Origin of the sequence: Pseudomonas sp. NFACC51, assembly GCF_900103575.1 — a bacterium.
Taxonomy (GTDB): domain Bacteria; phylum Pseudomonadota; class Gammaproteobacteria; order Pseudomonadales; family Pseudomonadaceae; genus Aquipseudomonas; species Aquipseudomonas fluorescens_Q.
Window position 1 is genome coordinate 576940 of sequence record NZ_FMXH01000001.1, and the last position, 26673, is coordinate 603612.

Annotated in this window: 24 protein-coding genes and 1 pseudogene; 7 read left to right on the forward strand and 18 right to left on the reverse strand. The window is 61.5% G+C overall.

What is annotated here, in order from left to right; translation table 11 throughout:
* The first annotated feature begins 39 nt into the window (after positions 1-39).
* On the forward strand, positions 40-717 hold the full coding sequence (locus tag BLT00_RS02565; protein WP_092142109.1) for a TetR/AcrR family transcriptional regulator: 678 nt from the start codon (positions 40-42) through the stop codon (positions 715-717).
* A 24-nt stretch (positions 718-741) separates the two neighbouring features.
* Here BLT00_RS02565 and BLT00_RS02570 read toward each other — a convergent pair whose 3' ends face one another.
* From BLT00_RS02570 to BLT00_RS02585, 4 genes are all read right to left on the reverse strand, one after another.
* Positions 742-1212 (reverse strand): DoxX family protein, encoded by a 471-nt coding sequence (locus BLT00_RS02570; protein ID WP_092142105.1) that lies wholly within the window; start codon positions 1210-1212, stop codon positions 742-744.
* Positions 1213-1313: 101 nt separating this feature from the next.
* Complete coding sequence (locus BLT00_RS02575; RefSeq protein WP_092142102.1) at positions 1314-1532, reverse strand: tautomerase family protein; 219 nt, start codon at positions 1530-1532, stop codon at positions 1314-1316.
* Between the two features lie 134 nt (positions 1533-1666).
* On the reverse strand, positions 1667-3451 hold the full coding sequence (locus BLT00_RS02580) for an IlvD/Edd family dehydratase (RefSeq protein WP_092142099.1): 1785 nt from the start codon (positions 3449-3451) through the stop codon (positions 1667-1669).
* A 43-nt stretch (positions 3452-3494) separates the two neighbouring features.
* Positions 3495-4676, reverse strand: a complete 1182-nt coding sequence (locus BLT00_RS02585) for a fumarylacetoacetate hydrolase family protein (RefSeq protein WP_092142096.1) — start codon at positions 4674-4676, stop codon at positions 3495-3497.
* Positions 4677-4789: 113 nt separating this feature from the next.
* Here BLT00_RS02585 and BLT00_RS02590 point away from each other — a divergent pair, with 113 nt between their 5' ends.
* From BLT00_RS02590 to BLT00_RS02605, 4 genes are all read left to right on the forward strand, one after another.
* The gene (locus BLT00_RS02590; protein ID WP_092142093.1) at positions 4790-5728 is read left to right on the forward strand and encodes a LysR family transcriptional regulator; all 939 of its coding nucleotides are present in this window, start codon (positions 4790-4792) and stop codon (positions 5726-5728) included.
* Positions 5729-6082: 354 nt separating this feature from the next.
* Positions 6083-7465, forward strand: a complete 1383-nt coding sequence (locus tag BLT00_RS02595) for an MFS transporter (RefSeq protein ID WP_092142090.1) — start codon at positions 6083-6085, stop codon at positions 7463-7465.
* Positions 7462-8202 carry an SDR family oxidoreductase gene (locus BLT00_RS02600; RefSeq protein ID WP_092142087.1) on the forward strand — a complete coding sequence of 247 codons (741 nt, stop codon included), beginning with the start codon at positions 7462-7464 and terminating at the stop codon, positions 8200-8202. Before BLT00_RS02595 ends, BLT00_RS02600 begins: the two co-directional genes overlap by 4 nt.
* A 31-nt stretch (positions 8203-8233) precedes the next feature.
* On the forward strand, positions 8234-9082 hold the full coding sequence (locus BLT00_RS02605) for an ureidoglycolate lyase (RefSeq protein ID WP_092142084.1): 849 nt from the start codon (positions 8234-8236) through the stop codon (positions 9080-9082).
* A 112-nt stretch (positions 9083-9194) separates the two neighbouring features.
* Here BLT00_RS02605 and BLT00_RS02610 read toward each other — a convergent pair whose 3' ends face one another.
* The 3 genes and pseudogenes from BLT00_RS02610 to BLT00_RS30690 form a co-directional block, all read right to left on the reverse strand.
* Positions 9195-12290: an efflux RND transporter permease subunit gene (locus BLT00_RS02610; RefSeq protein WP_092142081.1), complete on the reverse strand. Its 3096-nt coding sequence runs from the start codon at positions 12288-12290 to the stop codon at positions 9195-9197.
* Positions 12291-12293: 3 nt separating this feature from the next.
* Entirely contained in the window at positions 12294-13463 is a 1170-nt protein-coding gene (locus BLT00_RS02615; RefSeq protein ID WP_092142078.1) for an efflux RND transporter periplasmic adaptor subunit, read from the reverse strand.
* Between the two features lie 116 nt (positions 13464-13579).
* A pseudogene (locus tag BLT00_RS30690) lies at positions 13580-13690 on the reverse strand (rhizopine-binding protein); the annotation flags it as partial.
* 18 nt (positions 13691-13708) lie between these two features.
* Here BLT00_RS30690 and BLT00_RS02620 point away from each other — a divergent pair.
* Positions 13709-13957 (forward strand): hypothetical protein, encoded by a 249-nt coding sequence (locus BLT00_RS02620; RefSeq protein WP_063321679.1) that lies wholly within the window; start codon positions 13709-13711, stop codon positions 13955-13957.
* A gap of 78 nt (positions 13958-14035) precedes the next feature.
* Here BLT00_RS02620 and BLT00_RS02625 read toward each other — a convergent pair whose 3' ends face one another.
* From BLT00_RS02625 to BLT00_RS02640, 5 genes are all read right to left on the reverse strand, one after another.
* The gene (locus BLT00_RS02625) at positions 14036-15271 is read right to left on the reverse strand and encodes a DUF2599 domain-containing protein (RefSeq protein WP_092142074.1); all 1236 of its coding nucleotides are present in this window, start codon (positions 15269-15271) and stop codon (positions 14036-14038) included.
* A gap of 141 nt (positions 15272-15412) precedes the next feature.
* On the reverse strand, positions 15413-15583 hold the full coding sequence (locus BLT00_RS31760; protein ID WP_170861994.1) for a hypothetical protein: 171 nt from the start codon (positions 15581-15583) through the stop codon (positions 15413-15415).
* 155 nt (positions 15584-15738) lie between these two features.
* Positions 15739-16755 (reverse strand): NADP-dependent oxidoreductase, encoded by a 1017-nt coding sequence (locus tag BLT00_RS02630; protein ID WP_092142071.1) that lies wholly within the window; start codon positions 16753-16755, stop codon positions 15739-15741.
* 99 nt (positions 16756-16854) lie between these two features.
* Positions 16855-17643: an SDR family NAD(P)-dependent oxidoreductase gene (locus BLT00_RS02635; RefSeq protein ID WP_092142068.1), complete on the reverse strand. Its 789-nt coding sequence runs from the start codon at positions 17641-17643 to the stop codon at positions 16855-16857.
* A 76-nt stretch (positions 17644-17719) separates the two neighbouring features.
* A complete protein-coding gene (locus BLT00_RS02640) occupies positions 17720-18814 on the reverse strand; it encodes an alkene reductase (RefSeq protein WP_092142065.1) in 1095 nt (364 codons plus the stop codon).
* 170 nt (positions 18815-18984) lie between these two features.
* Here BLT00_RS02640 and BLT00_RS02645 point away from each other — a divergent pair, with 170 nt between their 5' ends.
* Entirely contained in the window at positions 18985-19572 is a 588-nt protein-coding gene (locus BLT00_RS02645; RefSeq protein WP_092142062.1) for a TetR/AcrR family transcriptional regulator, read from the forward strand.
* Between the two features lie 143 nt (positions 19573-19715).
* On the opposite strand, the gene BLT00_RS02650 is transcribed toward BLT00_RS02645, so the two are convergent.
* From BLT00_RS02650 to BLT00_RS02675, 6 genes are all read right to left on the reverse strand, one after another.
* Positions 19716-20708, reverse strand: coding sequence for a LacI family DNA-binding transcriptional regulator (locus BLT00_RS02650; protein ID WP_092142059.1), 993 nt, complete (start codon positions 20706-20708; stop codon positions 19716-19718).
* A gap of 75 nt (positions 20709-20783) precedes the next feature.
* The gene (locus tag BLT00_RS02655; RefSeq protein ID WP_092142057.1) at positions 20784-22286 is read right to left on the reverse strand and encodes a glycoside hydrolase family 32 protein; all 1503 of its coding nucleotides are present in this window, start codon (positions 22284-22286) and stop codon (positions 20784-20786) included.
* On the reverse strand, positions 22283-23428 hold the full coding sequence (locus BLT00_RS02660) for an ABC transporter ATP-binding protein (RefSeq protein WP_072339074.1): 1146 nt from the start codon (positions 23426-23428) through the stop codon (positions 22283-22285). Before BLT00_RS02660 ends, BLT00_RS02655 begins: the two co-directional genes overlap by 4 nt.
* A 31-nt stretch (positions 23429-23459) precedes the next feature.
* On the reverse strand, positions 23460-24302 hold the full coding sequence (locus BLT00_RS02665; protein WP_063321670.1) for a carbohydrate ABC transporter permease: 843 nt from the start codon (positions 24300-24302) through the stop codon (positions 23460-23462).
* Positions 24299-25264 carry a carbohydrate ABC transporter permease gene (locus tag BLT00_RS02670; protein WP_063321669.1) on the reverse strand — a complete coding sequence of 322 codons (966 nt, stop codon included), beginning with the start codon at positions 25262-25264 and terminating at the stop codon, positions 24299-24301. Before BLT00_RS02670 ends, BLT00_RS02665 begins: the two co-directional genes overlap by 4 nt.
* Positions 25265-25285: 21 nt before the next feature.
* The gene (locus tag BLT00_RS02675) at positions 25286-26560 is read right to left on the reverse strand and encodes an ABC transporter substrate-binding protein (protein ID WP_063321668.1); all 1275 of its coding nucleotides are present in this window, start codon (positions 26558-26560) and stop codon (positions 25286-25288) included.
* Positions 26561-26673 lie beyond the last annotated feature (113 nt).

The window sequence follows — 26673 nt, forward strand, 5'->3', positions numbered from 1 at the left end:
AAAGTCAAATTTGAATTAGAACTATAAAGAGATGAGCTCATGGACAATGCCATTGGCAAGCCTTCCCTGCCTCGTGCTTCGCGGCTCGATGGGCAGGCAACGCGGCTGCAGATTCTGGAAAAAGCGGGTGAATTGTTTGCCGAACAGGGATTGGCCAACACCACCAGCAAGCAGATTTGCGAACGTTCGCAAGCCAACAGTGCGGCGGTGAATTATCACTTCGTCAACAAAGAGGGCCTGTACCGCGCGGTATTGCTCGAAGCCCACGCTCGGTTGGTGCGGATGGAAACTCTGGTTTCGCTTAACGAGCGGCCCGGCTCGCCGCAAGACAAATTACGCGCCCTCATCACCGTGTTGGTCGAGCGCCTGCACGACCATCCGGATGGCTGGGCGCTGAAAGTGCTCACGCGCGAAGTGCTTTCGCCTTCTCCCGAGTTTGAGGTGGTACTCAAGGAGCAGTCGTTTCCCAAGGCGCACATTCTGCGTGGCTTGCTTGGGCAAATCATGAACTTGCCAGCGGATCACCCGACAACGTTGCGCAGCGCCATCAGTGTCTTCGCCCCCTGTCTTTTCTTGCTTATAGCCCATCAGCCGTTAAAGCAGCATGTGCTGCAAGGGTTGAGTCTCGAGCCGCAGGGTTTGATCGACCACATGATGAGCTATGCCCTTGGTGGGCTCCAGGCAGTGGCCGCGACTGCGCTCGACGCTGCAAACTGACGCGGGGTCCATGGTTATGGGGGGCTACCGTTGGCGCGAGTCCAATGAGTAGGCACCGCCGCCGCGCGCGACGATGTAGAGGGCAAGAAACCCCATCAGCACAGGAAACTCGATGCCTCGATCTATCCAGGGCCATGTCGGCCCCAGCGCATAGCTGATCGCAACCATCTCAATGGCGATCAGCAGGGCGACGAGTCGGGTGCCGAGCCCTATCGCCAACATGAGCGCGCCGACCGTCTCCAGCAGCATGACCAGGAAGGCAAGCTGTGCCGCGAAAGGCAGCCCCATCACGTTCTGGATGAGGTTGATCGAGGCGGCCATTGGATCCGCCATCGAACCGTGGGAAATGCGCAGAACCTTTGGCAAACCGTGGGTCAGCAGGACCCCGGCGAAGATGATCCGCAGCAAGGCGTACAGGGGCGCTTCAACGCGGGCGACTCGTTCAGTCGCAGCGGCTAACACGCAGCGCAGCGACGATAAGACTTGAATGGTCATGGGGAATCCCTGGCAGGGTTGCTTGAAACGCTGACGCATGAATTCGATAACGACCCCTGCATTGTGCAAGGGGCGATACCTCTGCGAATACTCCCTGGGCGCTATTGCCCTTTGGCGGGCAGGCCCATCTTCGCCAGCGTCAGCGTTTCATCGGCGCGCCCCCATCCGCCGTCTGCAACCTCTTCGACAAGGACCATGGTGAACGGACGAACGCCCTCGCCGAAGTACTCGACGAACATCTCTGTGGTGCGATGGATGATCTCTTCTTTGCGGACGTGGTCCAGGATTCCTTCGGGGAATTTGTAGTTGGCAAATGGCATGGATCGACTCCGTGGTGTAGGAAAGATTCGGTAGGGTCAACAACCCAAGCGCATCTTTCCCCTTCAGGTCCATGGAATAAATCCCTCTGGATTGTCATCAGCATTCAACGTGCGTGAACAATCGGCCGCTCGGCTCAGTGCGAGTGACGCGGTTCACCACTGCGGGCAATCACGCGCAGATGCAACGTCGCCGGCTCCAGGCAGCCCCCTGTGGAAAGCTGTCCCACCAGTTGCCGGTACAGCTCCTGCCAAGGTGTTTGCGAGGGTGGGATATTCGGTATCCATTCGCGGCGGCGCTGGGCCATCTCGGCGTCGTCGATCAGCAGGTTCACGGTGCGTGTGTTCAGGTCCACTTTCAGCCGGTCGTTGGTTTTCAGCAACGCCAGGCCGCCGCCCACGGCCGCTTCCGGGGACATGTTGAGGATTGACGGGCTCGCCGAAGTGCCGCTCTGACGTCCATCGCCGAGGCAGGGCAGGGAGTCGATGCCTTGCTTGATCAGCGCCGCCGGCGGGGCCATGTTCACCACTTCGGCGCTGCCGGGGTAGCCTACGGTGCCAACGCCACGGACCACCAGGATGCAGCGCTCGTCGATGTCCAGCGCCGGGTCGTCGATCCGCGCGTGATAGTCCTCCGGTCCTTCGAATACGATGGCCCGGGCTTCAAAGCTATTCTCGGCGCCGGGCTCGGACAGGTAGGTCTTGCGAAACGCCTCGCCCACCACCGACATCTTCATGATCGCGCTGTCGAAGAAGTTGCCGCTGAGCACGATGAAGCCGGCCCGGTGCTTGAGCGGGGTGTCGAAGGGATGGATCACATCGGTGTTGCTGGTCAGGCTGTTGCTGACGATTTCGCCGATGGTCTTGCCGCTGACCGTGGCGCAGTCTTCATGCAGGCGCCCGGCTTTTTGCAGTTCATGCATGACCGAGGGCACGCCTCCGGCCCGATGGAAACCCTCGCCCAGGTACTTGCCCGCCGGCATGCAATTGACCAGCAGCGGCACGTCCTCGCCAATCCGTTGCCAGTCCTCCAGGCTCAGCTCGACGCCCATGTGCCGGGCGATGGCGATCAAGTGCGGCGGGCAGTTGCTCGAAGCGCCGAGTGCCGAGGCGACGGCGATGGCGTTCTCGAAGGCCTGGCGGGTCATGATCTGTGACGGACGAATGTCTTGCCGCACCAGGTCGCAGATGCGCTTGCCGGTGGCATAAGCCATTTGCCCGCGCTCGCGATAGGGCGCCGGAATGCTCGCGCAACCGGGCAGCGACATGCCCAGGGCTTCGGCCAGGGCGTTCATCGACAAGGCGGTGCCCATGGTATTGCAGTGACCCACCGACGGCGATGCCGCAGTGGTCATTTCCATGAAGCCTTCGTAGTCGATCTCGCCGGCGGCCATCAGGTTGCGTGCATGCCAGAGTACGGTGCCGGAGCCGATCAGTTCGCCCTTGTGGTGGCCGTCGAGCATCGGCCCGCCGGACAGGACAATGGCCGGCAGATCGGTGGTCGCCGCGGCCATCAGGCAGGCCGGGGTGGTCTTGTCGCAGCCGGTGGTGAGCACCACGCCGTCCAATGGGTAACCGTGAAGAATCTCAACCAGCCCCAGGTACGCCAGGTTGCGGTCCAGTGCGGCGGTGGGGCGACGCGACTGTTCGGCGATCGGGTGCACCGGGAATTCCATGGGAATGCCGCCGGCATCACGGATACCGGCCTTGACCCGTTGGGCCAGTTCCAAGTGATGACGGTTGCAAGGGGTCAGGTCGCTGCCGGTCTGGGCGATGCCGATGATCGGGCGTCCCGACTGCAGTTCTTCGCGGGTCATCCCGTAGTTCATGTAGCGTTCGACATACAGGGCGGTCATGTCCGCGTGAGCCGGGTCATTGAACCATTGCTCGCTGCGCAGGCGGTGTTTTGGCGTGTCACTCATGATTCATTTCTCTCTTGTAATTGGATGAATCGGTCACGGCGTTTTAGCGGTCCAGCAGTCCTCGGGCGGCAAGGTTACGCAGCAAGGCGCTGACACCAAAGGTCCAGGGGGCGGCGTCGCAGCTGTGGGTCACCTGGTTATGCAGGCTTCCGAGCAACGGACTGCTGATGCTGACCACATCACCGCGTTTGTGGGTGAAACCGCTGCCGGCATGATCGCGGTCTTCGGTGGGGGCGAACAGGGTACCGAGAAACAGCACAAAACCATCCGGGTATTGGTGATTGGCGTTGAGTGTCTGGCCTGCCAGGTCCTGCGGGTCGCGGCTGATCTGGTTCATGGAGCTGGAGCCGTGCAGGCGGTAGCCATCCTCGCCGTGTACCTGAAGATCGACCACGCACTCCCTGACATCATCCAGGCTGAAGTGTTCGTCAAACAGGCGAATGAACGGCCCGATGGCGCAGGAGGCGTTGTTGTCCTTGGCCTTGCTCAGCAACAGTGCGCTGCGGCCTTCGAAATCCCGCAGGTTGACGTCGTTGCCCAGGCTGGCGCCGAGGATCTGGCCCCGGCTGTTCACGGCCAGCACCACTTCGGGCTCCGGGTTGTTCCAGTGCGAGCCGGGGTGAATACCGATGCGGCTGCCGCTGCCCACGGCGGCCAGGACCGGTGCCTTAGTGAAGATCTCCGCATCCGGGCCGATGCCGACCTCCAGGTACTGCGACCACATGCCCTGTTCGATAAGCAACGCTTTGAGGCGCATGGCTTGCTCGGAGCCCGGCACGATCGTGCGCAGGTTATCGCCGATCACGCTGTGGACGGTGGCGCGTACGGCTTCGGCCTTCGCTGCGTCGCCGCCGGCCTGTTCCTCGATCACACGCTCGATCATGCTGGCGGCGAAGGTCACGCCGGCGGCCTTGATCACTTGCAAGTCCAGGGGCGGCAACAGCGACGGTTTGCTCGGGTCGGCATCTGGGCCGGTGTTGGCCAGCAGGGCTTCGACACTGGCGATGAAGGTGCCGGGCGTCTGTCGCACGGCGGCCAGCGGCGATTCTGTTTCCAGCAGATCACTCAATGTCGCAAAACGATCCGAGAGGTCGAATACACCGTCGCTGCGCAACGCAATGGGCGAAGGCCCGGCGATTCGGCCCGGCACCCAGGCACGACCAATCAGGGTTCCGGCCATACCATCGACCGGCAGGGTATTCTCGGGAGTAAGCAGTAGCGACATGGCAAGTCTTCCTGTTCGTAAAGCCTTCACGCTAGGGTGGCCGCTCGATAAACTCCAATGAGATATATTCAGTATTTGATAACGTCGGGTTATCGCCGGCCTGAGGAATAGCCATGTCAGATCTGTCCTTCTCCAGCTTCTGTGGCTGGCTCAAATTCCGCCACTTGCTGCTGATCGACACCTTGGGGCGCACCCGCAACATGCACCTGGCGGCGCAGCAGATGAACCTCAGCCAGCCGGCCATCAGCAAGATGCTCAAGGAAATCGAAAGCCTGCTCGGCTTTGCGCTGTTCGAACGGCTGCCACGGAGCATGCCGCCTACAGCTTTGGGCGAACACGTACTGCGGTATGCGCAGATTGCCTTGAATGATGCGCGCTCGTTCGTCGAGCAAATCAGCAGCTTGCGCGAGGGTGGCCACGGCTTTCTCAAGGTCGGCGGGATCTTTGCCGCCACTGCGGTGGCTCTGCCCGAGGCGATCTTGCAGATCAAGCAGCGCTGGCCGTTGCTGTCGATTGAAGTGGTGGAGCAGACCAGTAACCACCTGATGGAGATGCTTGAAGAGAAGACGCTCGACCTGGCGGTGGCCCGTTTTACCGATCAAAGCCAGCAGCAGCGCTATGACTTCCAGCCGTTGGCCCCGGAGCCGTTCTGCATCGTGGTCAACTATCGCCATCCGTTGGCCGGCGCGGGCCCGGTCTCCTTGCAGCAGTTGGTGGACTTGCCATGGATTCTCTACCCCGTCGGCACGCCGATTCGCGCACGCATGGAGCTGGCGTTCGCCGAGGCCGAGGTGGGAATGCCGCGCAACACCATCGACACCATTTCCATGCAGACCTTCCTCCAGGTGCTGCAACGCGGGCCCATGATCGGCATGCTGCCCCATGCGATGGTCGATCCGCTGCTCGAAAGCGGCCAGCTCAAGACCCTCGACACCCCGCTGCACCTGGTGCCGCAGGACTACGGCATTCTCACGCGCAAGGATGAGCCGTTGGTAGGCGCAGCGCTGGAGTTCGCCGAGATTCTCAAGGACAACGCCCGCCAGATGATTTGAAGACGCAATCGAAACTGTTTGGTCCGGGGACATGGTTAGCCTGTGGCGAGGGGATTTATCCCCGTTGGACTGCGCAGCAGTCCTAAACTCGGCCCCGCCTTCTGTCAGGTTGATTTCACGTTGAGCTTTTTGGGGCTGCTGCGCAGCCCAGCGGGGATAAATCCCCTCGCCACAAGTCATGCGCCTTGACTTAAATCCTCGTCCGGATTTCTAGAACCTTGATAACGGGCGGTTATCGACTAATCCAAAAATGCCATTGGGAAAGAATCGATCCCCGACAGTAGAGTCCTCGTTCAATCGCCGGATGATTCGCTCATTCGACGTGACCCAATAAAAACAATCAGGGGTTACCTCATGCAAACCATCTCCGAGCAGTTGCCCGCGCAGGCTCCCGCCTGCGAATTGGATTTCGAAGACCGGACCTACCGCAAGGTGATCTGGCGGATCCTGCCCGTGTTGCTGTTGTGCTACATGGCGGCGTACCTCGATCGGGTGAACATCGGGTTCGCCAAGCTCGACATGCTTAACGAGCTGCAATTCAGCAACACGGTGTATGCCTTGGGCGCCAGTATGTTTTTCTGGGGCTATTTCCTCTTCGAAGTCCCCAGCAACCTGTTGCTGCATCGCTTTGGCGCGCGGTTCTGGATTGCCCGGATCATGCTGTCCTGGGCGGTGATCTCCATGGCCGTGGCCTACACCGTGCCGCTGGCAGGTTTGTTCCACATCGAATCGAGCAGCATGTTCTATGTGTTGCGCTTCTTGTTGGGCATCTGTGAAGCGGGCTTTTTCCCCGGCGTGATCCTGTACCTCAACTACTGGTTCCCGACCCACCGGCAGAGCCGGGTGATGTCCGGGTTCCTGCTGGCATTGCCGGTCAGCCTGACCCTGGGCGGCATACTCTCCGGCTGGCTGATGAACAGCATGCAAGGGGTGCATGGCTTGTCTGGCTGGCAATGGATGTTGCTGATCGAAGGCATTCCTTCGATCATCATGGCGTTCGTGGTGATCGTCTGCCTGGCCGACAACATCGACAAAGCCAAATGGCTGTCTGTCGCGGAAAAAGCCCTGCTCAAGGCCAACCTGCAAACCGACAATCAGGGCAAGGCCACGCGCTTGAGTGAAGTGTTCTTCAACCCTCGGGTGTGGTTGCTGGTGTTGATCCTGCTGACCTTCAACACCGGCTTCTATGGCCTGGCGTTCTGGATGCCGTCGATCATCAAGAGCACCGGTATCACCAACAGCTTGCACATCGGTTTGCTGACCGCCATTCCTTACTCGGTGGCAGTGGTGGCGATGCTGCTCAACGCCCGGCACTCCAACCGCACCGGTGAGCGGCGCCTGCACGCGGCAATCCCGGCGTTCATTGGCGGAGCCGGCCTGATCCTCAGTGCGTTCTTCGCCGACAACCTGGTGTTGTCCGTGCTCTTTCTCAGTGTTTCCGCTTCCGGGATCCTCAGCCTGATGCCGATTTTCTGGACCCTGCCGGGCACCGTGCTGTCGGGGGTCGCCGCCGCAGCCGGCATCGGCATGATCAACGCCATCGGCAACCTGTCGGGCTTCACCGGTTCGATGATCACCGCTGTGGCGGAAACCCTCACGGGCAACATCAACAACGGCACCTATGTACTGGCCTTGTGTCTTTTGGTCAGTGGTGGACTGATCCTGGCCATTCCCGCCTCGATGCTCGGCAGGACACCCAAGCACGCCACCACGGCAGCGCAACTGGAGACCGCATGAACCTACAAAACAAGCGCGCACTGGTCACGGCAGCGGGGCAGGGCATTGGCTTGGCCAGCGCCGTTGCCTTCGCCCGGGCCGGTGCCGAGGTGTTCGCCACTGACATCGATATCCAGGCGCTGGCGGGGATCGAAGGGATCACCGCCATGCCCCTGGACGTCACGTCGCCCTCTGCCATCAGCGCCGCCTGTGAACGCATCGGTGGGCTCGACGTGTTGTTCAACTGCGCAGGCTACGTGCACAGCGGCAACATACTGCAATGCGATGAAGCGGCCTGGGCACGTTCGATGGACCTCAATGTCACGGCCATGTACCGGATGATCCATGCGTTCCTGCCGGGCATGCTGGCCCGTGGCGGCGGTTCGATCATCAACATGTCTTCGGTGGCCTCCAGCGTCAAGGGCGTGCCCAATCGCTTCGCCTATGCCACCAGCAAGGCCGCAGTCGTGGGTCTGACCAAGGCCGTCGCCATCGACTTCGTCAACCAGGGCATCCGCTGCAACGCGATCTGCCCGGGTACCGTGGACTCACCCTCGTTGCGCCAGCGCATCGCTGACCAGGCCGTGCAGCAGGGCGTGGATGAGGCGCAGGTCTACCGGCAATTTTTTGACCGCCAGCCCATGGGCCGCATCGGCCACACTGAAGAGATCGCGCAGTTGGCGCTGTACCTGGGCAGTGATGCGTCCGCCTACACCACGGGTGCCATCCACATCATCGACGGTGGCATGAGCATCTGAACCCCGGTCTTCACTTGAGCAGGAGCACGACATGAAACTATTGCGCTACGGCGAAAAAGGTTCGGAAAAACCCGGGCTGTTGGATGCCGACAATCAGATCCGTGACCTCTCGGCCCATGTGCCGGACATCGCCGGGCAGGCCCTCGGCCCGGACAGCCTGGCAGCGCTCGCCACCCTCGACCCGCGCAGCCTGCCGCTCGTGGCCGGCCAGTCGCGCATCGGTGCCTGTGTCGGGCAGGTCGGCAAATTCATCTGCATCGGCCTGAACTACGCCGACCATGCGGCCGAGTCGAACATGGAGGTGCCGAAAGAGCCGATCATCTTCAATAAATGGACCAGTGCCATCTGCGGGCCGAACGACGACATCCAGATCCCGCGCGGCTCGCTCAAGACCGACTGGGAAGTCGAGTTGGGCGTGGTCATCGGTAAAGGCGGACGCTACATCGACGAAGCCAATGCCATGGAGCATGTCGCCGGCTACTGCGTCATCAACGATGTGTCCGAGCGCGAGTGGCAACTGGAGCGCGGCGGCACCTGGGACAAGGGCAAGGGCTTCGACACCTTCGGCCCCCTTGGGCCGTGGCTGGTGACGCGGGACGAAATCGCCGACCCGCATACGCTGGACCTATGGCTGGAGGTCGACGGACACCGCTATCAGAACGGCAATACCCGTACGCTGATCTTCAGCGTGCCGCAACTGATTGCCTACCTGAGCCGGTGCATGAGCCTGCAACCCGGGGATGTGATCTCCACCGGCACGCCGCCCGGCGTCGGCTTGGGCATCAAGCCCAACCCGGTGTTCCTGCGGCCGGGCCAGACCATGCGCCTGGGGATCGAGGGTTTGGGCGAACAGCGCCAGGTCACGGTGCAGGCGGACTGAGGGCTGGGCCCGCTCCTACAGAACGATTCCGGATGCACGCGGATATGGTGTCCGCTGTAGACCCAATGTGGGAGCAAGCTTGCTCGCGCGATAGCGGTGCTCCGGCCTGGCCTCACTTGGGTTCAACACGCCTGACACGCTTCATCACCACCACAAAAAACACCGGCACGAACACCACCGCCAGTGTGGCGGTGATCATCCCGCCGATCACTCCGGTACCGATGGCCTGTTGGCTCGCCGAGCTGGCGCCCGTGGCAATCGCCAGCGGGACCACCCCAAGGATGAAGGCCAGCGAGGTCATGATGATCGGCCGCAGGCGCAGGCGTGCAGCCTGTAGCGTGGCGTCGATCAGGTCGTGACCTTCGTCGTACAGGCTCTTGGCGAACTCGATGATCAGGATCGCGTTTTTCGCCGACAGGCCGATGATGGTGATCAGCCCGATCTTGAAAAACACATCGTTAGGCATGCCGCGCAACGACACGGCCAATACCGCGCCGAGCACACCCAGCGGCACCACCAGCAACACCGAGGTCGGGATCGACCAGCTCTCGTACAGCGCCGCCAGGCACAGGAACACTACCAGCAGCGACAGGCCCAACAGAATGGGTGCCTGGCTGCCGGACAGGCGTTCCTGCAAGGACAACCCGGTCCATTCCTGGCCCAGGCCCGTCGGCCCCAGGGCCACCAGCCGTTCGATTTCGGCCATGGCTTGTCCGGTGCTGTAGCCCGGTGCCGGTTCGCCGGAAATGCTCACCGCCGGATAACCGTTATAGCGGGTCAATTGCGCCGGCCCCTGGGTCCAGCGGGCCTGGACGAATGCCGACAACGGGACCATTTTTCCGCTGTTGTTGCGCACGTGGATTTTCAGCAGATCCTCGACCTGGCTGCGTTGGTCGCCCTCGGCCTGGACCACCACCCGCTGCATTCGCCCCTGGTTGGGAAAGTCGTTGATGTAGGCCGAACCCACTGCCGTGGACAACACGCTGCCGACGTCGGCAAAGGAAATGCCCAGGGCATTGGCCTGCTTGCGGTCGACTTCCAATTGCACCTGCGGCGCCTCCGCCAGGGCGCTTTCACGCACATTCATCAGCATCGGGCTTTTGTCGGCGGCGGCGAGCAATTCGCTGCGGGACTGCATCAAGGTGGCATGGCCGAGGCCACCACGGTCCTGTAAACGGAACTCGAAACCGCTGGAAGTGCCCAGGCTGTCCACCGGCGGCGGCAGCACCGAGAACGCCATGGCATCCTTGATTTGACCCAGGGCCAGGTTGGCGCGGTCGGCGATGGACGCCGCCGAATCCTCGGCGCCGCGTTGCGACCAGTCCTTGAGGGTGGTGAAGGCCAGGGCCGCATTCTGGCCGCTGCCGGAAAAGCTGAAACCGAGAATGATCGTGCTGTCACCGACCCCCGGTTCGCCGGCGTTGTGGGCTTCGATCTGCTCGACCACCTGCACCGTACGATTCTTGCTGGCACCCGGTGGCAGCTGGATGTCGGTGATGGTGTAGCCCTGGTCTTCCACCGGCAGGAACGAGGAGGGCAGGCGGCTGAACAGCACGCCCATGCCCACCAGCAACACGCCGTAGATCAGCAGATAACGGCCGCTGCGTTTTACCGCATAGGCCACCCAACCTTGATAGCGCTCGCCGAATCGGTCGAAACCACGGTTGAACATGCCGAAGAATCCAGTCTTGGCGTGGTGATCACCTTTGGCGATCGGTTTGAGCAAGGTCGCGCAAAGCGCCGGGGTCAAGGTCAGGGCGAGAAAGGCCGAGAACAGGATCGATGTCGCCATCGACAGCGAGAACTGCTGGTAGATCACCCCCACCGAGCCCTGCATGAACGCCATCGGAATGAACACCGCCACCAGCACCAGGGTGATGCCGATGATCGCCCCGGTGATTTGCCCCATGGCCTTGCGTGTGGCCTCCTTGGGCGACAAGCCTTCCCGGGCCATGATCCGCTCGACGTTCTCCACCACCACGATGGCATCGTCCACCAGGATGCCGATGGCCAGCACCATGCCGAACATCGTCAGCACGTTGATCGAGAACCCCAGCGCGAGCATCGTCGCGAAGGTGCCCATCAGCGCCACCGGCACCACCAATGTCGGGATCAGGGTGTAGCGGATGTTCTGCAGGAACAGGAACATCACCGCGAACACCAGCAACATCGCCTCGCCGAGGGTGTAGATCACCTTGGTGATCGAGACCTTGACGAACGGCGACGTGTCGTAGGGAATCTTGTATTCCACGCCGGCCGGGAAGTAGCGCGACAGCTCGTCCATCTTGTTGCGCACCAGGGTCGCGGTGTTCAAGGCGTTGGCGCCCGGAGACAGTTGCACGGCCACGGCAGTGGACGGCTTGCCGTTCAGGCGCGTGGAAAACTGGTATTCCTGGCTGCCGATTTCTACCCGTGCCACGTCGGCGATGCGCACCGTCGAGCCATCGGGGTTGGCCTTGAGCACTATGTCGGCGAACTCTTGCGGTGTGTTGAGCTGGCCTTTGACGACGATGGTCGCGGTGATTTCCTGGGTGTTGCGGCTCGGCAAATCGCCCAGGCTACCGGCCGATACCTGGGCGTTCTGCGCCACGATGGCTGCGTTTACGTCGGCCGGAGTCAGGTTGAAGCCCACCAGTTTCTGCGGGTCGATCCAGATCCGCATGGCCCGTTCGGCCCCGTACAACTGGGCCTTGCCGACACCGTCCAGGCGCTTGATCTCGTTCATCACGTTGCGCGCCAGGTAGTCGCTGAGAGCCACGTCGTCGAGCTTGCCGTCGCTGGAGGTGAGGGTGATCAGCAGCAGGAAGCCAGCGGAGACTTTGTCCACTTGCAAGCCTTGCTGGGTCACCGCTTGCGGCAGGCGCGACTCCACGGCCTTGAGGCGGTTCTGCACATCGACCTGGGCCAGTTCCGGGTTGGTGCCGGGTTGGAAGGTCGCGGTGATGGTGGCGCTACCCAGGCTGCTCTGGGACTCGAAATACAGCAGGTTGTCGGCGCCGTTGAGTTCTTCCTCGATCAGGCTGACCACGCTTTCGTCCACGGTTTGCGCCGAAGCGCCCGGGTAGACGGTGTAGATCTCGATTTGGGGCGGGGCCACGACCGGGTATTGCGCCACCGGCAGTTGCGGGATGGCCAGGATTCCGGCCAACAGGATGAACAGCGCGACCACCCAGGCGAACACCGGACGGTCGATGAAGAACTGCGGCATGGCTTAGTGTCCTGCCTGTGGCCCGGGAACCTGGGCGAGGGGAAGTGGGGTGTCATCGACCTGGACCTGCTCACCGGGACGGGCGTGTTGCAGGCCTTCGATGACGATGCGGTCGCCGGGTTTCAAACCTTGCGTGACGACCCAGCGATCGTTTTGCGCGGCGCCCAGTTGCACAGGTTGCTGGCTGACCTTCTGTTCGGCGTCCAGCATCAGCACCTGGGCAACCCCGGCGCTGTCTCGCAGGACGGCCCGTTGCGGCACAGTGATGCCCTGGCTGTTGACCGCCTGTTCCAGGCGCACGCGGATGAAGCTGCCGGGCAGCAGGTCCAGGTCGGGGTTGGGGAATTCGCTGCGCAGGGTGATCTGGCCGGTGCTCGGGTCGACGCTGAGGTCGGTGAACAGCAATTTGCCGGGCAGCGGATAGGGGCTGCCATCGTCCTGAATCAACGTGGCCTTGGCCTGGTCCTGGCCGACCGCTTGCAAAAGCCCTGCGCGAAAGGCGCGGCGCAGGTCGTTGAGTTCGCGGGTCGATTGCGTGAGGTCGGCGTGGATCGGGTCCAGTTGCTGGATCAACGCCAACGGCGTGCTTTCGTTCTGCCCGACCAAGGCACCTTCCGTCACCAGGGCGCGACCGATACGTCCGGAAATCGGCGCGGTCACCGTGGCGTACCCCAGGTTCAGTTTCGCCCGTTCCACCGCGGCCTTGCTGGCAGCGACATCGGCGGCGGTCTGGCGCACGCTGGCCCGGGCGTTGTCGTAATCCTGGCCACTGATCGCCTTGTCGTCGATCAACTGGGCGTAACGTTGTGCCTGCAAACGGGCCTGGAACGCATTGGCCTCGGCCTTGCGCAACGCCGCCTCGGCACTGTCCAGGTCGGCCTTGAATGGCGCTGGATCGATGCGAAACAGTAGCTCGCCCTGTTTGACGTCGTGGCCTTCACGAAACACCTGTTGCAAGACGACCCCGGCCACCCGCGCCCGCACTTCGGCTACCCGCGGCGCGGCGATCCTGCCACTTAGCTCGTTGCTGATCGACAGTGGCCGGGCCTGAACGGTTTCGATACGCACGCTTGCCAGCGGGGAGGAGGCGTCTGGGGTCGAGGCGCTATCACAGCCACTGAGCAGCAGCGCGCCGACCAGCAGGCCCAGTGTGATGAAAGGATTCTTGGACATGGTGCTTCCCCAATAATGAACCCGTCAATGCTACGGACCGGGGTCAATGGCAGGGGTGAAGCTTTGTAGGGGGTGTGTGAAATTGTGTAAGGGGGACTGTCGAGGCGCGCGGCTCACCCGTCCAAACCCACCTCCGGAATTTCGCCCTTGGCCTTGCCTGATTGCAGCAGGGCCATGGCAGCACCGATGGCCATTTCGTCATTATTGGCGACGATGGCATCCATCAATGGCGCCTGGCGTTCGTCTTGCTGCAGGTATCAACGTTCTATCAAGAAATGGCCAAGGCCATCCGTCTCGCGGCGACGGATTCAAGCTGTTTGAAAGGCGAGCCGGAGATTCTGTTCCTGGAGCACGAATCTCCTCATCAAGTCGCCCAATTGCTGCTTGAACTGGCCATGATCGAGGCGATGGTCGAACATCTTCAGGGCGGGTCGGGCGGTGGCACTCAGGTGCACTTGTTGCCCTTTGAAATAGTGACGGTCGAAAGTCTCTAAGCGAGACCTGGCCAACGCCCTGGCACGATGATCCGCCGCTACCTGGGGTATCGGCAGATCTCGTTTGCCGCCTAAGCCTCAGTAAGGATTGCAGTACTGTGCGACAGCCCTGGCCTGGTCGACGTAAGGACGTGCCGGCTCAAGGTTCCACTCGGGCTTGTTCCTGACGGGTTTGCCATCGAAGGTGGCCGCCAGATGACACACTAGTTGCCGGCGGATGGATCCGCCATAGACGCTGTACTGCCGCCATTGCCCGTCGTCTTTGTGCTTGTTGTACAGCTCGGCAAACATCCTGTCGGTCTGGTCATCCTTGATCGCACGGCCGCAGGCCGTGGGCACGACCTGGAGCGACCAGGTATCGGGCCCAAGCTTGGGATCAGGGCGGCGGACCCAAGTGCTGGATTCGATGTAGCGTTCACAGAATTGTTGCGTGGGCGGCGTGGTTCGGGTGCAGGAGAACGTGGCCTTGCTGCCCGGCGTCCTGGGGAAGTCGATCTTGATGATGTTGCGATCCTTGCCGGTCTTGTCCTTGTAGTCCCGTTGGTTGGCCAGGGCATCGTTCAAGCCCCGTTGATCGCTGTAGAAAAACGCCAGGATCGGCAATGCATCGTCTTTCGGGTTCCCCAGGCGCAGTTCGGTCTGGGTTTGAAATTCGCGGGTATTGATGACTTTCCGGGCACCCATGAAGTTTCGAAACGCGTCGACCCGTTCCCGGCTGCTCATGGGGTTGCGCATATTGAATCCACATTGCAACTGGTCTTGCTTCCTGTCGTTGTTGAACCGGGTGAAATGCGCGACCCAGGCATTGGCGTTGAGGATAGGCGGCGCCATGGCCTGGCAGACAGCCTCTGTCTGGGCGGTGTTTTTGTTGTTGCCGCAGCCTCGGTCATCGCGAAAGTCGGTCCAGGCATCGTTCGGAAATGCGCAGTAGATGTGCACCGGGGTTTCCGGTTCGCGTACCTGGTCGATCGGTGTGATGATGTAGCCGTTCTGGGTGCTCATGCCAGGATCTTCATAGCTGATGCCATCGACCCGCATCCAGGAGGCGGCAAAGGTACCCAGTTCTTTCGCTTTCGGGCTCGGGTTCCAGACATCCCATTTCTCGCCCTTCGCCGGGTTGGCGCGGTGGGTGCCCCTGATCAGCAACCCCGAACAATCCGAGGCCGGGTCCTGCCGGCAACTGTCGACGGTGTTGTTATACAAACCTTCCACCCGTTTCAGCGTCTCTTCGCACGACTCGGCATTGGCCGCTGTCGTTTGCCAGAACAACGGGAGGACGAGCAAAGGCGTGATTCTTTTCAAACGTGTCTTCATGACGTGACTTCCTTGTGTTGGAGCCGGTAGCCGGCGCGGCATTCCATGCCGGGAAAGAGAAAACAGCAGGGTTCGTGATGCCGGCCGGCGGCTTTCATTGAGCCTGTCGCGGGCATTGGCAGTGTTATGGGCGAGGGCGACTCAACGCGAGAGCGAATGGCAACCAGCCGCCGCATCGAGTTCCTGGTGCGCGTCCTTGAGGATGTTGTAGTTGGGGTTGATGCGGGGCTTCAGCGGATCATGCGGCGACTGGGCAGCTACCGTATGGAATGCCAGGGGCAGGTTAAAAAACGCACGAGCAGTTGCGCGCATGTCGACACTCCTTGTCGAACGAGATGGGTGAGTTTCAAGGTAGTCAACCGATTCCCACAGGTCAAATCAGCGCTTTTGCTTCAGGTGGTACCGGCCTGACGCTCCTCATTGCTCAAGCATCAATGTGCGCCAGACTCTGCGGCGCCGATACGCTTTCACTCATCGGCCATTCCCGAGTGGATCTTGATGACGACCTTACCCTTCGATCGTCCTTGTTCGACATAGCTCAGGGCATCGGCTGTCGCGTCGAAGGGTAAGAATCGGTCAAGCACCGGCTTGATGCTGCCGGACTCGACGAGGGTGGTGATCTCCCGCAACTGAGGACCATTGGCACGCATGTACACGAAGGCGTAGCTCACTCCCTTTCGGTGGGCCTTGCGGCGTATACCGCTGCTCAACAGGCCCATGATCAGTCTCAGCACCCAGGAAAGTCCCTGGGCCTGGGCGAACTGTGGGGTGGGGGGGCCGGAGATGGAAATGAGTTGGCCGCCTGGTTTCAGGATCTTCAGCGATTTCTCCAGCTCATCGGCGCCCAGGCTGTTCAACACGACGTCATAGTCCTGCAGGACGCTGGCGAAATCCTGCTGCTTGTAATCGATGACAACGTCTGCGCCCAGGGCTTTGACCCACGGCACATTGGGGGTGCTGGTGCTGGTCGCAACGAAGGCGCCGAGGTGCTTGGCAAGCTGGATGGCGACGGTGCCGACGCCACCTGAACCGGCCTGAATGAAGACCTTTTGGCCTTTCTTCAGGCGGGCGGTTTCAACCAGTACCTGCCAGGCGGTCAGGGCGACCAAGGGCAGGGCGGCGGCTTCTTCCATGCTGATGTTTGCGGGTTTCACGGCCAGGGCATTTTCGTTCACTGAAATCTGCTCGGCGAAGGTGCCGATGTGCCCATCCGGGGCGCGGGCATAGACTTCATCGCCCGGCTTGAATTGCTCGACACGGGATCCCACGCGGACCACGACCCCGGCCAAGTCATGACCCAATGCCAAGGGAAAGGAGTAGGGCAGGATCAGCTTGAATTCGCCTTTGCTGATCTTTGAATCCAGCAAATTGACGCTGGCAGCCTGCACGCGGACCAGAACGTCGTGGTCACCCACGTCAGGGGCCGGTAGCTCGCCGATACGACCACTGTGCTTGCCGTAGCGGTCGATTAAAAATGCCTTCATGGTGCTTTGCTCTCATAAGGGATGCAGTGCAGTGATCACTTGGCCCGGCATCCGGAAATACCGGCGCTGTCCTTTGCGCCGGCACCTGCTAAACGATGATCACGCCGGGTCTTGATAGCGTTCGGCGACATGGGACTGCCGGATTTGCCCGAGCAGGCCTTGACGTGCGGCCTGCAAGGCATCCCAGCGTGCTTCTTCATGCAAGGGCGGGATGGTCACCGGCTCGCGACGATCAAAGCCGACCAGCGCGGCATCGACCAGGTCTCCGACTTCCATGATTTCATTCAGGGTGTTGATATCGATGCCCGCGCGTTCCCAGATCTCGGTACGGGTGGCCGCTGGCAGGACGGCTTGTACGTAGACGCCTTTCGGAGAGAGTTCCAGGCTGAGTCCCTGGGAGAGAAACAGCACGAACGCCTTGGTCGCGCCGTAGACCGACATACCGAACTCCGGTGCCAGGCCGACGACGGAGCCGATGTTGATGATCGCGCCGTCACCCGCTTCCACCAGGCGTGGGGCGATGGCGCTGGCCAGCCGGACCAGCGCGGTGGTATTGAGCGACACGAGGTGCGCGACACTGTCGGTCGACTGTTCGATGAAGGTCCCGGATTGGGCGGCGCCGGCGTTATTGACCAGGATGCCGATGTTGGCGTCGTCGCGCAGCCGGGCTTCGACGGTTGTCAGGTCGCCGAGCTGGGTCAGGTCGGCCTGGAGAATATCGACGGTAACGTTGTGCTCGCTGCGCAGCTTGGCGGCCAGCGCTTCCAGGCGCGCGCTGTCGCGGGCCACCAGGACGAGATCGTGTCCACGTTGCGCAAAGCGTTGAGCATAGACAGCGCCAATACCGGTGGAGGCGCCAGTGATGAGAACAGTTGTGCGAGTGTCCATGGAGATTCTCTTCTTCAAGGTATCGATGAGCGAGTCGCGCGCTGTTATTCAGGCGCGCAGTCGGGTCTGGCCAGTGTTACTGCGCGCTGGATTCAGCGAGCGTTGGATAGTCGATGTAGCCCGTCGCACCACCACCGTAGAGGGTAGCGGGATTGAATGCCGACAAAGGCGAACCGGTTCTGAGTCGCTCCACCAGGTCTGGATTGCCGATGAACGGCCGGCCGAAGGCGATCAGGTCAGCCTTGTCTTCGATGAGTTGTGAGGTCGCCAGGTCCCGGTCGTAGCCGTTGTTGGCGATGTAGGTGTTTTTGAAGCGCTGGCGCAAGGCACCGAAGTCGAAGGGCGCAACGTCGCGCGGCCCACCGGTCGCGCCTTCGACCACATGCAGGTACACGATGTCGAGGGTGTTGAGCTGGTCGATCAGGTAGTCGAACTGGGCTTGTGGCGCGCTGCTGGACACACCATTGGCCGGCGAGACCGGCGAGATGCGCAGGCCGGTGCGGTTGGCGCCGACTTCGTCCACCACTGCCGCCGTCACTTCCAGCAGCAGGCGAGCACGATTTTCAATCGAGCCGCCGTAGGCATCGGTGCGCACGTTGGCGCCGTCCTTGATGAACTGGTCCAACAGGTAGCCGTTCGCACCGTGGATCTCTACGCCGTCAAATCCTGCGGCGATGGCGTTCGCCGCGGCCTGGCGAAAATCGTTGACGATCCCGGGCAACTCGCTGATGTCCAGCGCTCGCGGTTCGGAAACGTCTTCGAAACGATTGTTGACGAATACCTTGGTCGCCGGACGCAGAGCAGAGGGGGCCACTGGCGCCGCACCGTTCGCTTGCAGGTCGACGTGGGAAACGCGGCCGACATGCCACAGTTGCAGGAAAATCCGCCCGCCTTTGGCATGCACGGCATCGGTGACCGTGCGCCAGCCGTCGATCTGGGCCTGGGTGTAGATCCCGGGGGTGTCCTGATAACCCTGGCCTTGCTGGGAGATCTGTGAGGCCTCGGAGATCAACAGGCCTGCCGACGCTCTCTGGCTGTAGTAAGTGGCAGCGAACTCGCTCGGCACAAAACCTTGCCCCGCACGGTTACGTGTCAGCGGCGCCAGGACCACTCGGTTGGAAAGCGTGAGATCACCCAACGTGTAGGGTGTGAACAGGATCTGGTCGGTCATGACGTCTTGTTTCCGTAGGTTTGGATAAAGGGGAGCGCGTGCAGCCTGGCGAGGTGAGCGCGCTTTTCATTAGGATGATGATCGAAATCTAAGATGTCAACGAATTTGATTATGCTCGACATCTATGTATGATGTGGGCATGAATTTCGAGCAGCACGAGGGAGTGAAAAATGAGGGTGACCAAGGCCCAGGCCCAGGCAAATCGGGAGCACATCGTCGAGACGGCCTCTGTCTTGTTTCGCGAGCGAGGCTTTGACGGTGTGGGTGTGGCGGACCTGATGGCGGCCGCCGGCTTCACCCATGGCGGGTTCTACAAGCATTTCGGCTCCAAGGCCGACCTGATGGCCGAAGCGGCGGCGAATAGCCTTGCGCAGTCGCTGACCGACAATGCGGGCATCGACATAGCTGGTTTCGTCGATCTTTACGTGTCCAGGGACCACCGTGACGGCCGGGGTAGCGGTTGCACCATGGCGGCACTGTGTGGCGACGCTGCCCGTCAATCGCCCGAGCTGAAGGCTACCTTTGCCAACGGCATCGAAGACATGCTGGCCGCGCTCGAAAGCCGGTACGAGGCCGGGCAAGACGCGCCGCAGGAAGCGATCAGGGCAAAAATGCTCGACATGTTGGCGCATGCCGTCGGTGCGATCGTGCTGTCACGGGCCTGCCCGGACGATTCCGCGCTGGCCGATGAAATCCTCGAGGTGTGCCGCGCCCGGATCATCGCGGCGCTGCCGTCGTCGCCTGCGAAGCAGCCTTAGTGATCAAAATGCTGTTCACTTAAGAAAAACGGTGCACCCGTGGCGAGGGAGCTTGCTCCCGCTGGGCTGCGAAGCGGCCTTTTTTGTGAGTGCTTTGCACTCAAGCGGGAGCAAGCTCCCTCGCCACGGGTTTGTCGGCGGTCTTATAGCGACGCCCTGACCACCAGGGGGCAATCCACCGGCTGGGCGCCCGATACCTCGAGGTTCTCGATCAGGTGCCGGGCCGCCTGGCGACCGATCTCGTAGTACGGCAGTTGTACCGTGGTCAGTGGCGGCATGAACAGTTCGGCGATGCCGATCATGTTGTCATAGCCGAGCACTGCGACATCGTCGGGAATTTTCAGGCCGCGCCCCAGCAACAACTGATAGGCGCAAAAGGCAATGCGGTCGTTGCCGCAGACCAGGATGTCGAATTGCGGACGGCCGTCAACGATATGCCGGTCGAGAATGGCGGCGGTTTCATCATAGGCGTCGTGATCGGACAGGTCGTACTGCAAGAGTGCTTCAGGTGCCAGCCCGACGGCCTGACAGGCGCGTTTCAGGCCTTGTTGACGCAGGCTCCAGGCAAGACTCTTCCTCGGCAAATTGATACACAGCGGGCGCCGATAGCCTTGGCTCAACGCATGCTGCATGGCTCGATGCTGCCCGGCTTCATCATCCGGCACATAACTGACCAAGTGGCTGTCATCGGCCAGGCAATTGGCGAGCACCAGCGGTTTGCTCTTGAGTCGTTCGGGAATGCTCACCTGGCGCAATCCCATGGCACTGAAGATCAACCCGTCGGGGCGGTGCGACAGCATCAGGTCGATGTTCTGGTCGGTGGGCGGGTTGCTCAACAGGTTAAGGATGAAGACGTTCCAGCCTGCCTGCTGCGCGGTCTGTTCGATGGACAGCAGCAACTCGACGGCAAACGGCGTGGTCGCGGTGTCCAGTGCGAACACACCGATGGTGCGCGCCTGCAGGTTGTCGCCGCGCATCCTGCGCGCCGACAGGCTCGGTACGAATTGCAGTTCCTCAATGGCGCGACGTACCCGCTGAAGGGTTTCGGGGCTCAGTTTTTCCGGCGTGTTGAGCGCGCGCGAAACCGTCATCAGGGATACGCCGGCCAGCTGTGCAACGTCTTTCACGGAAGTCATGCGAAGTGCGGCCAGTCAGGTTGACGCAGAATCATGACACAGGCCCTGGGCTTCTCGCGACTCGAATGACGGTACTCACAGCCAACCCGAGTCCAGCGGCCACGCCTTGGGAATGGCGACGCGCCCGCCAGTCCCGTTCGCCAATAGTTTCACTCCTAGGCTGTCGGGTCGCGGATAGAGGCGGCTGCTGAAGCTGAAGCGGCCGTTTTCCTCGAACACCTCGATGGACGAGCGATCGAGAAATACCCGCAGGTGCAGTTGTGTTTGCGAAGGCTCGATCGACACGCTGCGCTGACCGTTCACTTGCGCACCCGAGCGGCTGCGATCGAGTACCAGGCGTTGCAGTGACGCGTCGTAATAAAGCAGGGTTTGTTCCTGCTCATCGGCACTGCAGCGCAAGGCGATGCCCAGGTGGCCTTCGGTGCAGTCGAGCAGATCCAGATGCACATGGATTTCGAGCCTGTCGCCCTTCACTTGTGGCACCCAACGGCTGCCCGATTCGCCCCACGGCGCGACGCTCGGCAGCGGCGCCTGGCGCAGCGCGGTCAGTTCCCGTGCCGGAAACACGCCAAGGCGATCGCCGTGCAGTTCAAGCTCGCGAGGCAAACCGAGCATGCCGCACCAGTGATGGGCCTGGCTCGGCATCGGACTTTCCCACATGTCCAGCCAAGCCCACACCAGGCGCCGACCATCGGCGGTCTCCAAGGTTTGCGCGGCATAGAAATCGTGACCGTTATCCAGTTCGATGAACGGCCCGCCGGTGAAGTGCCATTCGCTGTCGAGCCGGCCAATGCGATAACCGGTCTGGTACTTGTTGAGGCGTTCGTAACCTTCGGGTTTCATCCCCTGGGGGGAGTAAAGCAGCACGTCACAGCCGTTGAGGCGAAACAGGTCCGGACATTCCCACATGTAGCCATCGCCCTCATTGCCACTGGACACGTAGTCGAGGAAGTCCCAGGTGTGCAGGTCGGTGGAGCGGTACAGCGGCAACAGCGGCTTGTCGCCCAGGCGCGCGCCGGCAATCAGGTACCAATAGCCATCCTCCCGCCAGACCTTGGGGTCGCGAAAGTGCATGATCGTTTCTTGCGGCGCGTTCTCGATGACGGCGCCATGCTTGACGAACCGGATGCCGTCGTCACTGGTGGCCAGGCACTGGACCTGGCGGATAAAGCGTTCGTCGCCCACTTCTCCCAGCCAGGTGTGCCCGGTGTAGATCAGCGCCAAGGTGTCGCCACACACCACCGCGCTACCGGAAAAACAGCCGTGGCGGTCGAAGTCATCGCCTGGCGCCAGGGCGAGGGGCAGATGCTGCCAATGGACCAGGTCGGTGCTCTTGGCGTGCCCCCAATACATCGGACCCCATTTGGCATCGAAAGGGTGGTGTTGGTAGAACACGTGATACTCGCCACGGAAAAACACCACCCCGTTAGGGTCGTTCATCCAGCCTGCGACAGGCGCCAGATGATAGGCCGGTCGATAATCGCCGATGAGACGAGACTGACCTTCACTCAGCGCCTGCTGCGCATGTTCAAGGGGGGAGGGCATGGGGGCGTTCATGGCATTCACAGACACAGTCATAGGGCGCCTGCTTTTGGCGAGCGCTGCGGGACGTCCTCCGGGAGGACTTCAATAACAGCAGGATGGCGTCTCAAGGCCGTGCCATCCGCGTCGAACAGATGCACGCTGCCGAACGCCAGTTGCAGTTCAACCCGATCGCCCACTCGCCATCCGGCGTTGACTTCGCAGCGACAGATCAACGGTTCATCCTCGCCTGACTCCAGGTGCACGTAGGTTTCGCTGCCCAGGTATTCGACCCCGACCACGCCGACCCCGGCGCTGCCTTGCGCCGCTTTGAGCGACATGTGTTCCGGGCGAATCCCCAGGGTCAGCGGACTGCCCGCCGCCAGGTGGGCGCTGTCGAAGGGAAGGGGCGTCATGCCCAATAAAGGGCTGTCGATCTGGCTGGTTTCACCTGGGGAGTGCAGGCGCGCCGGCAGAAAGTTCATCTTGGGCGAGCCGAGGAAACCGGCGACAAAGCGGCTGGCCGGGTGTTCATAGAGTTCGCGTGGCGAGCCGACCTGCTCGATGCGGCCGCCATTGAGCACGACAATCTTGTCGGCCAGGGTCATCGCTTCAACCTGGTCGTGGGTCACGTAGATCATGGTCGAGCCCAGTCGCCCATGCAGCCGAGCGATTTCGTTGCGCATCTGCACGCGCAGAGAGGCGTCGAGGTTGGACAGTGGCTCGTCGAACAACAGGATGTCCGGTTCCCGCGCCATGGCCCGGCCCATGGCCACTCGCTGGCGCTGGCCACCCGACAGTTCCCGTGGCTTGCGCTGCAGCAGTTTATCCAACTGCAGGATTTGCGCGGTTTTCAGCACTCGCTCGCGCAGGCTGGCCTTTTCGGTCTTGGCCAGTTTGAGGCCAAAGCTGATGTTGTCGTAGACGCTCATGTGCGGGTACAGCGCATAGGACTGGAACACCATGCCGACGCCACGCTCGCGCGGTTCCAGGTCATTGACCCGGCGTCCGTCGATCAGCAGGTCGCCGTCACAGATCGAATCCAGTCCGGCGATCAGCCGCAGCAAGGTCGACTTTCCGCAGCCCGAAGGGCCGACGAAAACCACGAATTCACCCGCCGAGATTTCCAGGCTGACGTCGCGAAGAATGCGTGCGCCGCCCAATTGTTTGTTCACGTTGTCCAGCTTCAACTTGATCACGATGCTGTTCCTTTCTTGTCTGTGTTGGGCCTCAACCCTTTAACGCACCGGCAGTGAGGCCGGAAACGATGCGGCGCTGGAAGATCAGCACCAGAATCACCAATGGGACCGTGACCAGCACCGACGCCGCCATCAACAAGCCCCAAGGCAATTCATGAGGGCTGCCGCCGGAAATCAGCGCGATGGCGACCGGGACCGTGCGTTGCGAGTCGGTCAGGGTGAAGGTCAGGGCAAACAGGAATTCGTTCCAGGCGGCGATGAAGGCCAGAAGCCCCGTGGTGACCAGTGCCGGCCAGAGCAACGGCAACAGCACGCGGGTCAGCGTGACCCAGGGTGACGCACCGTCCATGATCGCGGCCTCTTCCAGCTCATGAGGCAGTTGTCCCATAAAGGTGGTCAGCACCCAGACGGTGAAGGGCAAAGTGAAGATCGTGTAGCTCAGGATCAACGCCCAGGACGTGTTGTACAGGCCCAGGGCACGTATCACTTCGAACAATCCCGACAGCACCGCGACTTGTGGAAACATCGAGACGCCCAGGACCATCATCAACACCACGCCGCGTCCGCGAAACTTCACCCGGCCCAGGGCATAGGCGGCGGTCAGGCTGAGGAGCAACGCCAGCGCGACCACGCACAGCGCAACCACCAGCGAGTTGCCGATGGCCCGCAGGAACGAGGCCTGGCCCAGCACGGCGGCATAGTTGGAGAAGTCGGGGTTATCGATCCAGTAGCTCACCTGGAACAAGGCGCTGGACGGCTTCAGCGACGTCACGATGGCGTAGTAGAACGGGAAGACCGCGTACAGCAGCAAGATCCCGATCAGGCACCAGAACCCGGCGCGCAGCAGGGCCTTTTTCAGCAGGCGCGGGCTCATGAACGAACCTCCAGCTGACGGCGTCCGAGGTACAGGTACGCCATGGCGATTACCGCCACGACCAGAAACAGCAAGGTCGAAGCGGCGCTGCCGTAACCGACGTCCTGGAATTCCACCAGGTGCTGACGGGCATAGACCGACATGCTCATGGTGCTCGATGAGTTCGAGGTCAGCACATAGATGACATCGAACACCCGCAAGGAATCGAGGATGCGAAAGATCGCCGCCACCAGCAATGCCGGCATCAGCAGTGGCAGGGTGACCCACCAGAACACTTTCACCGGGTGAATGCCATCGACCCTGGCGGCTTCGTAGCAGTCGCTGGGCAACATCTGCAAGGCCGCCAACATCAGCAGCGTGACGAAAGGCACGGTCTTCCAGACGTCGACGATGATCACTGCCCACATCGACAGGTCCGCGTCGGCTGTCCAGGCCAGTGGCGCATCGATCAGGCCGAGGCCGAGCATCAGGTGATTGATGATGCCGAACTGGTCGTTGAGCATCCATGACCAGATTTTCGCCGAGACGATGGTCGGGATTGCCCAGGGGATCAGGATCAACGCCCGCACCAGCGCGCGTCCAGTGAACTTGACGTTCAGCAGCAACGCCACCATCAGCCCCAGTACGATTTCCAATCCCACTGACACCACGGTGAAATGCAGGGTGTTGCGCACCGCGTTCCACCACTGCGGATCGACCAGGATGCCGGACCAGCCCGCGCTGCTGTGAAACAGATAATTGCTCAAGCCGACAAAGGTTGCATCGCCCGTGTCGGCCAGGCTGGCGTCGGTCAGGCTGAACCAGAATGTGCGCAGCAGCGGCCAGGCCGCCACCAGGGCCAGGCATAGCAACATCGGGCTGAGGAACAGCCAGGCGGCGCGAACGCGACGGCGTTGTACCGGCGTTTCCCGATTGAGCAGGTACTCGTCGTCGCCGGGGGCGAGTGTAGTGGAGACAGACATGGTGATTTCCTTCCTTGTGGCTTACCAGTTCCGGCGTTTGATGCGCGTGAGTTCGCTTTCCAGTTCGGCCAACGCCTGATCGACCGGCCGTTCGTCTGCCAGCACGCCGTGCACTTGATCGAAGAAAGCATTGGAGACCCGTGGATAGCGGTCGGCGGTGATTGAAGCAGGGCGCATGACCCCATCATTGAGGATGCTGCGCAGTTGGCTGTAGTACGGCATGGCCGCGAGCAACTCGGGATCCTGGTATAGCGACTCGATCACCGGGTTGTAGGCACCCACCAGGGCGCGGTGTTTCTGTTGTTGGGCGCTGCTCAGGTAGCTCACCAGTTCTGCGGCGAGCTTGGGGTTGGCGCTGTAGCGCGACACCGCCAGGCCCCAGCCGCCGAGGGTGGACGCATGGGTGCCCGTCTCGCCGCCGCGGGGCAGGGGAGCGACGCCGACCTTGTCCTTCACGACGCTGTCCTGGCTTTGCACCAGGGCCCAGACATAAGGCCAGTTACGCATGAACAACGCATTGCCCGACTGGAAGACGCCGCGTCCTTCTTCCTCGGTGTAATTGAGTACGCCACGCGGGGAGATGTCTCCCACCCAGCTTTTGGCCAGGGTCAATGCGGCCCTTGAGGCCTGGCTGTTGACCACGATGTCGCCTTGCTGATTGACCAGCCCGCCTTGCGGCTGGCTGCTGATCCATTCCAGTGCGTTACACGTCAGGCCTTCGTAGGCGCGCCCTTGGAATACATAACCCCAGGCATTGGCGTTCCCGGCAGCGCGTTCGGCCTGTTGGACAGCCCTGGCAGTCGTGGTCATTTCTTCCCAGGTCTGGGGCACGGGCTTGTTGTACTTCTCGAGCAGGTCCTTGCGGTAATACAGCAGCCCCGAGTCCGTGAACCACGGCATGGTCACCAGGCGCCCGTTCACCGTAGCGTTGTCCACCTGGGCCTGGAAGTAACCCTGGGTCGCGTTGGCAGGAAGCACTTCGCGCAGGTCCATCAAGTGCTTGGCCAACATTCCCGGCCACACCATGTCGATCTGGATGATGTCGATGTCGCTGGATTGCGCACTGAGGATCTGTTGGTAGAACGACAACCGCTCGGTCGCCGAGTTAGGCGTGGAAACCACTTCGACGCTGTTGCCGGTCTGCTTCGACCACGCCTCGACGGCCTCCTTGCACAGTTGCAATTCAGCACCCACGGCACCGCAGGAAATCGTCAGGCTGGCGGCAGTGCAGAGGGATGGAAATCCGACGCACAGGCCGAGCAGTGCCGCTGGAAGGATCGATTTGAGCTGTTTCATAAAGCCCTCTTTATTTTTGTTTTTAGAAAAGTTAACGTTAACATCGCCAAATGTAGCAGTGTATTTGCGATGAGGCATCCTTTTTTTCCTTTGGTTTGACAATTCAGAACCTG

Excerpts from the sequence above, each read along its gene's own strand:
- BLT00_RS02665 (WP_063321670.1), bottom strand. The coding sequence starts at position 24,302 with ATGAGCCCGCGCCTGCTGAAAAAGGCCCTGCTGCGCGCCGGGTTCTGG.
- BLT00_RS02600 (WP_092142087.1), top strand. The coding sequence starts at position 7,462 with ATGAACCTACAAAACAAGCGCGCACTGGTCACGGCAGCGGGGCAGGGC.
- BLT00_RS02645 (WP_092142062.1), top strand. The coding sequence starts at position 18,985 with ATGAGGGTGACCAAGGCCCAGGCCCAGGCAAATCGGGAGCACATCGTC.
- BLT00_RS02655 (WP_092142057.1), bottom strand. The coding sequence starts at position 22,286 with ATGACTGTGTCTGTGAATGCCATGAACGCCCCCATGCCCTCCCCCCTT.
- BLT00_RS02575 (WP_092142102.1), bottom strand. The coding sequence starts at position 1,532 with ATGCCATTTGCCAACTACAAATTCCCCGAAGGAATCCTGGACCACGTC.
- BLT00_RS02590 (WP_092142093.1), top strand. The coding sequence starts at position 4,790 with ATGTCAGATCTGTCCTTCTCCAGCTTCTGTGGCTGGCTCAAATTCCGC.
- BLT00_RS02605 (WP_092142084.1), top strand. The coding sequence starts at position 8,234 with ATGAAACTATTGCGCTACGGCGAAAAAGGTTCGGAAAAACCCGGGCTG.
- BLT00_RS02615 (WP_092142078.1), bottom strand. The coding sequence starts at position 13,463 with ATGTCCAAGAATCCTTTCATCACACTGGGCCTGCTGGTCGGCGCGCTG.
- BLT00_RS31760 (WP_170861994.1), bottom strand. The coding sequence starts at position 15,583 with ATGCGCGCAACTGCTCGTGCGTTTTTTAACCTGCCCCTGGCATTCCAT.
- BLT00_RS02670 (WP_063321669.1), bottom strand. The coding sequence starts at position 25,264 with ATGTCTGTCTCCACTACACTCGCCCCCGGCGACGACGAGTACCTGCTC.
- BLT00_RS02675 (WP_063321668.1), bottom strand. The coding sequence starts at position 26,560 with ATGAAACAGCTCAAATCGATCCTTCCAGCGGCACTGCTCGGCCTGTGC.
- BLT00_RS02635 (WP_092142068.1), bottom strand. The coding sequence starts at position 17,643 with ATGGACACTCGCACAACTGTTCTCATCACTGGCGCCTCCACCGGTATT.
- BLT00_RS02630 (WP_092142071.1), bottom strand. The coding sequence starts at position 16,755 with ATGAAGGCATTTTTAATCGACCGCTACGGCAAGCACAGTGGTCGTATC.
- BLT00_RS02650 (WP_092142059.1), bottom strand. The coding sequence starts at position 20,708 with ATGACTTCCGTGAAAGACGTTGCACAGCTGGCCGGCGTATCCCTGATG.
- BLT00_RS02595 (WP_092142090.1), top strand. The coding sequence starts at position 6,083 with ATGCAAACCATCTCCGAGCAGTTGCCCGCGCAGGCTCCCGCCTGCGAA.
- BLT00_RS02625 (WP_092142074.1), bottom strand. The coding sequence starts at position 15,271 with ATGAAGACACGTTTGAAAAGAATCACGCCTTTGCTCGTCCTCCCGTTG.
- BLT00_RS02585 (WP_092142096.1), bottom strand. The coding sequence starts at position 4,676 with ATGTCGCTACTGCTTACTCCCGAGAATACCCTGCCGGTCGATGGTATG.
- BLT00_RS02580 (WP_092142099.1), bottom strand. The coding sequence starts at position 3,451 with ATGAGTGACACGCCAAAACACCGCCTGCGCAGCGAGCAATGGTTCAAT.
- BLT00_RS02565 (WP_092142109.1), top strand. The coding sequence starts at position 40 with ATGGACAATGCCATTGGCAAGCCTTCCCTGCCTCGTGCTTCGCGGCTC.
- BLT00_RS02570 (WP_092142105.1), bottom strand. The coding sequence starts at position 1,212 with ATGACCATTCAAGTCTTATCGTCGCTGCGCTGCGTGTTAGCCGCTGCG.
- BLT00_RS02640 (WP_092142065.1), bottom strand. The coding sequence starts at position 18,814 with ATGACCGACCAGATCCTGTTCACACCCTACACGTTGGGTGATCTCACG.
- BLT00_RS02610 (WP_092142081.1), bottom strand. The coding sequence starts at position 12,290 with ATGCCGCAGTTCTTCATCGACCGTCCGGTGTTCGCCTGGGTGGTCGCG.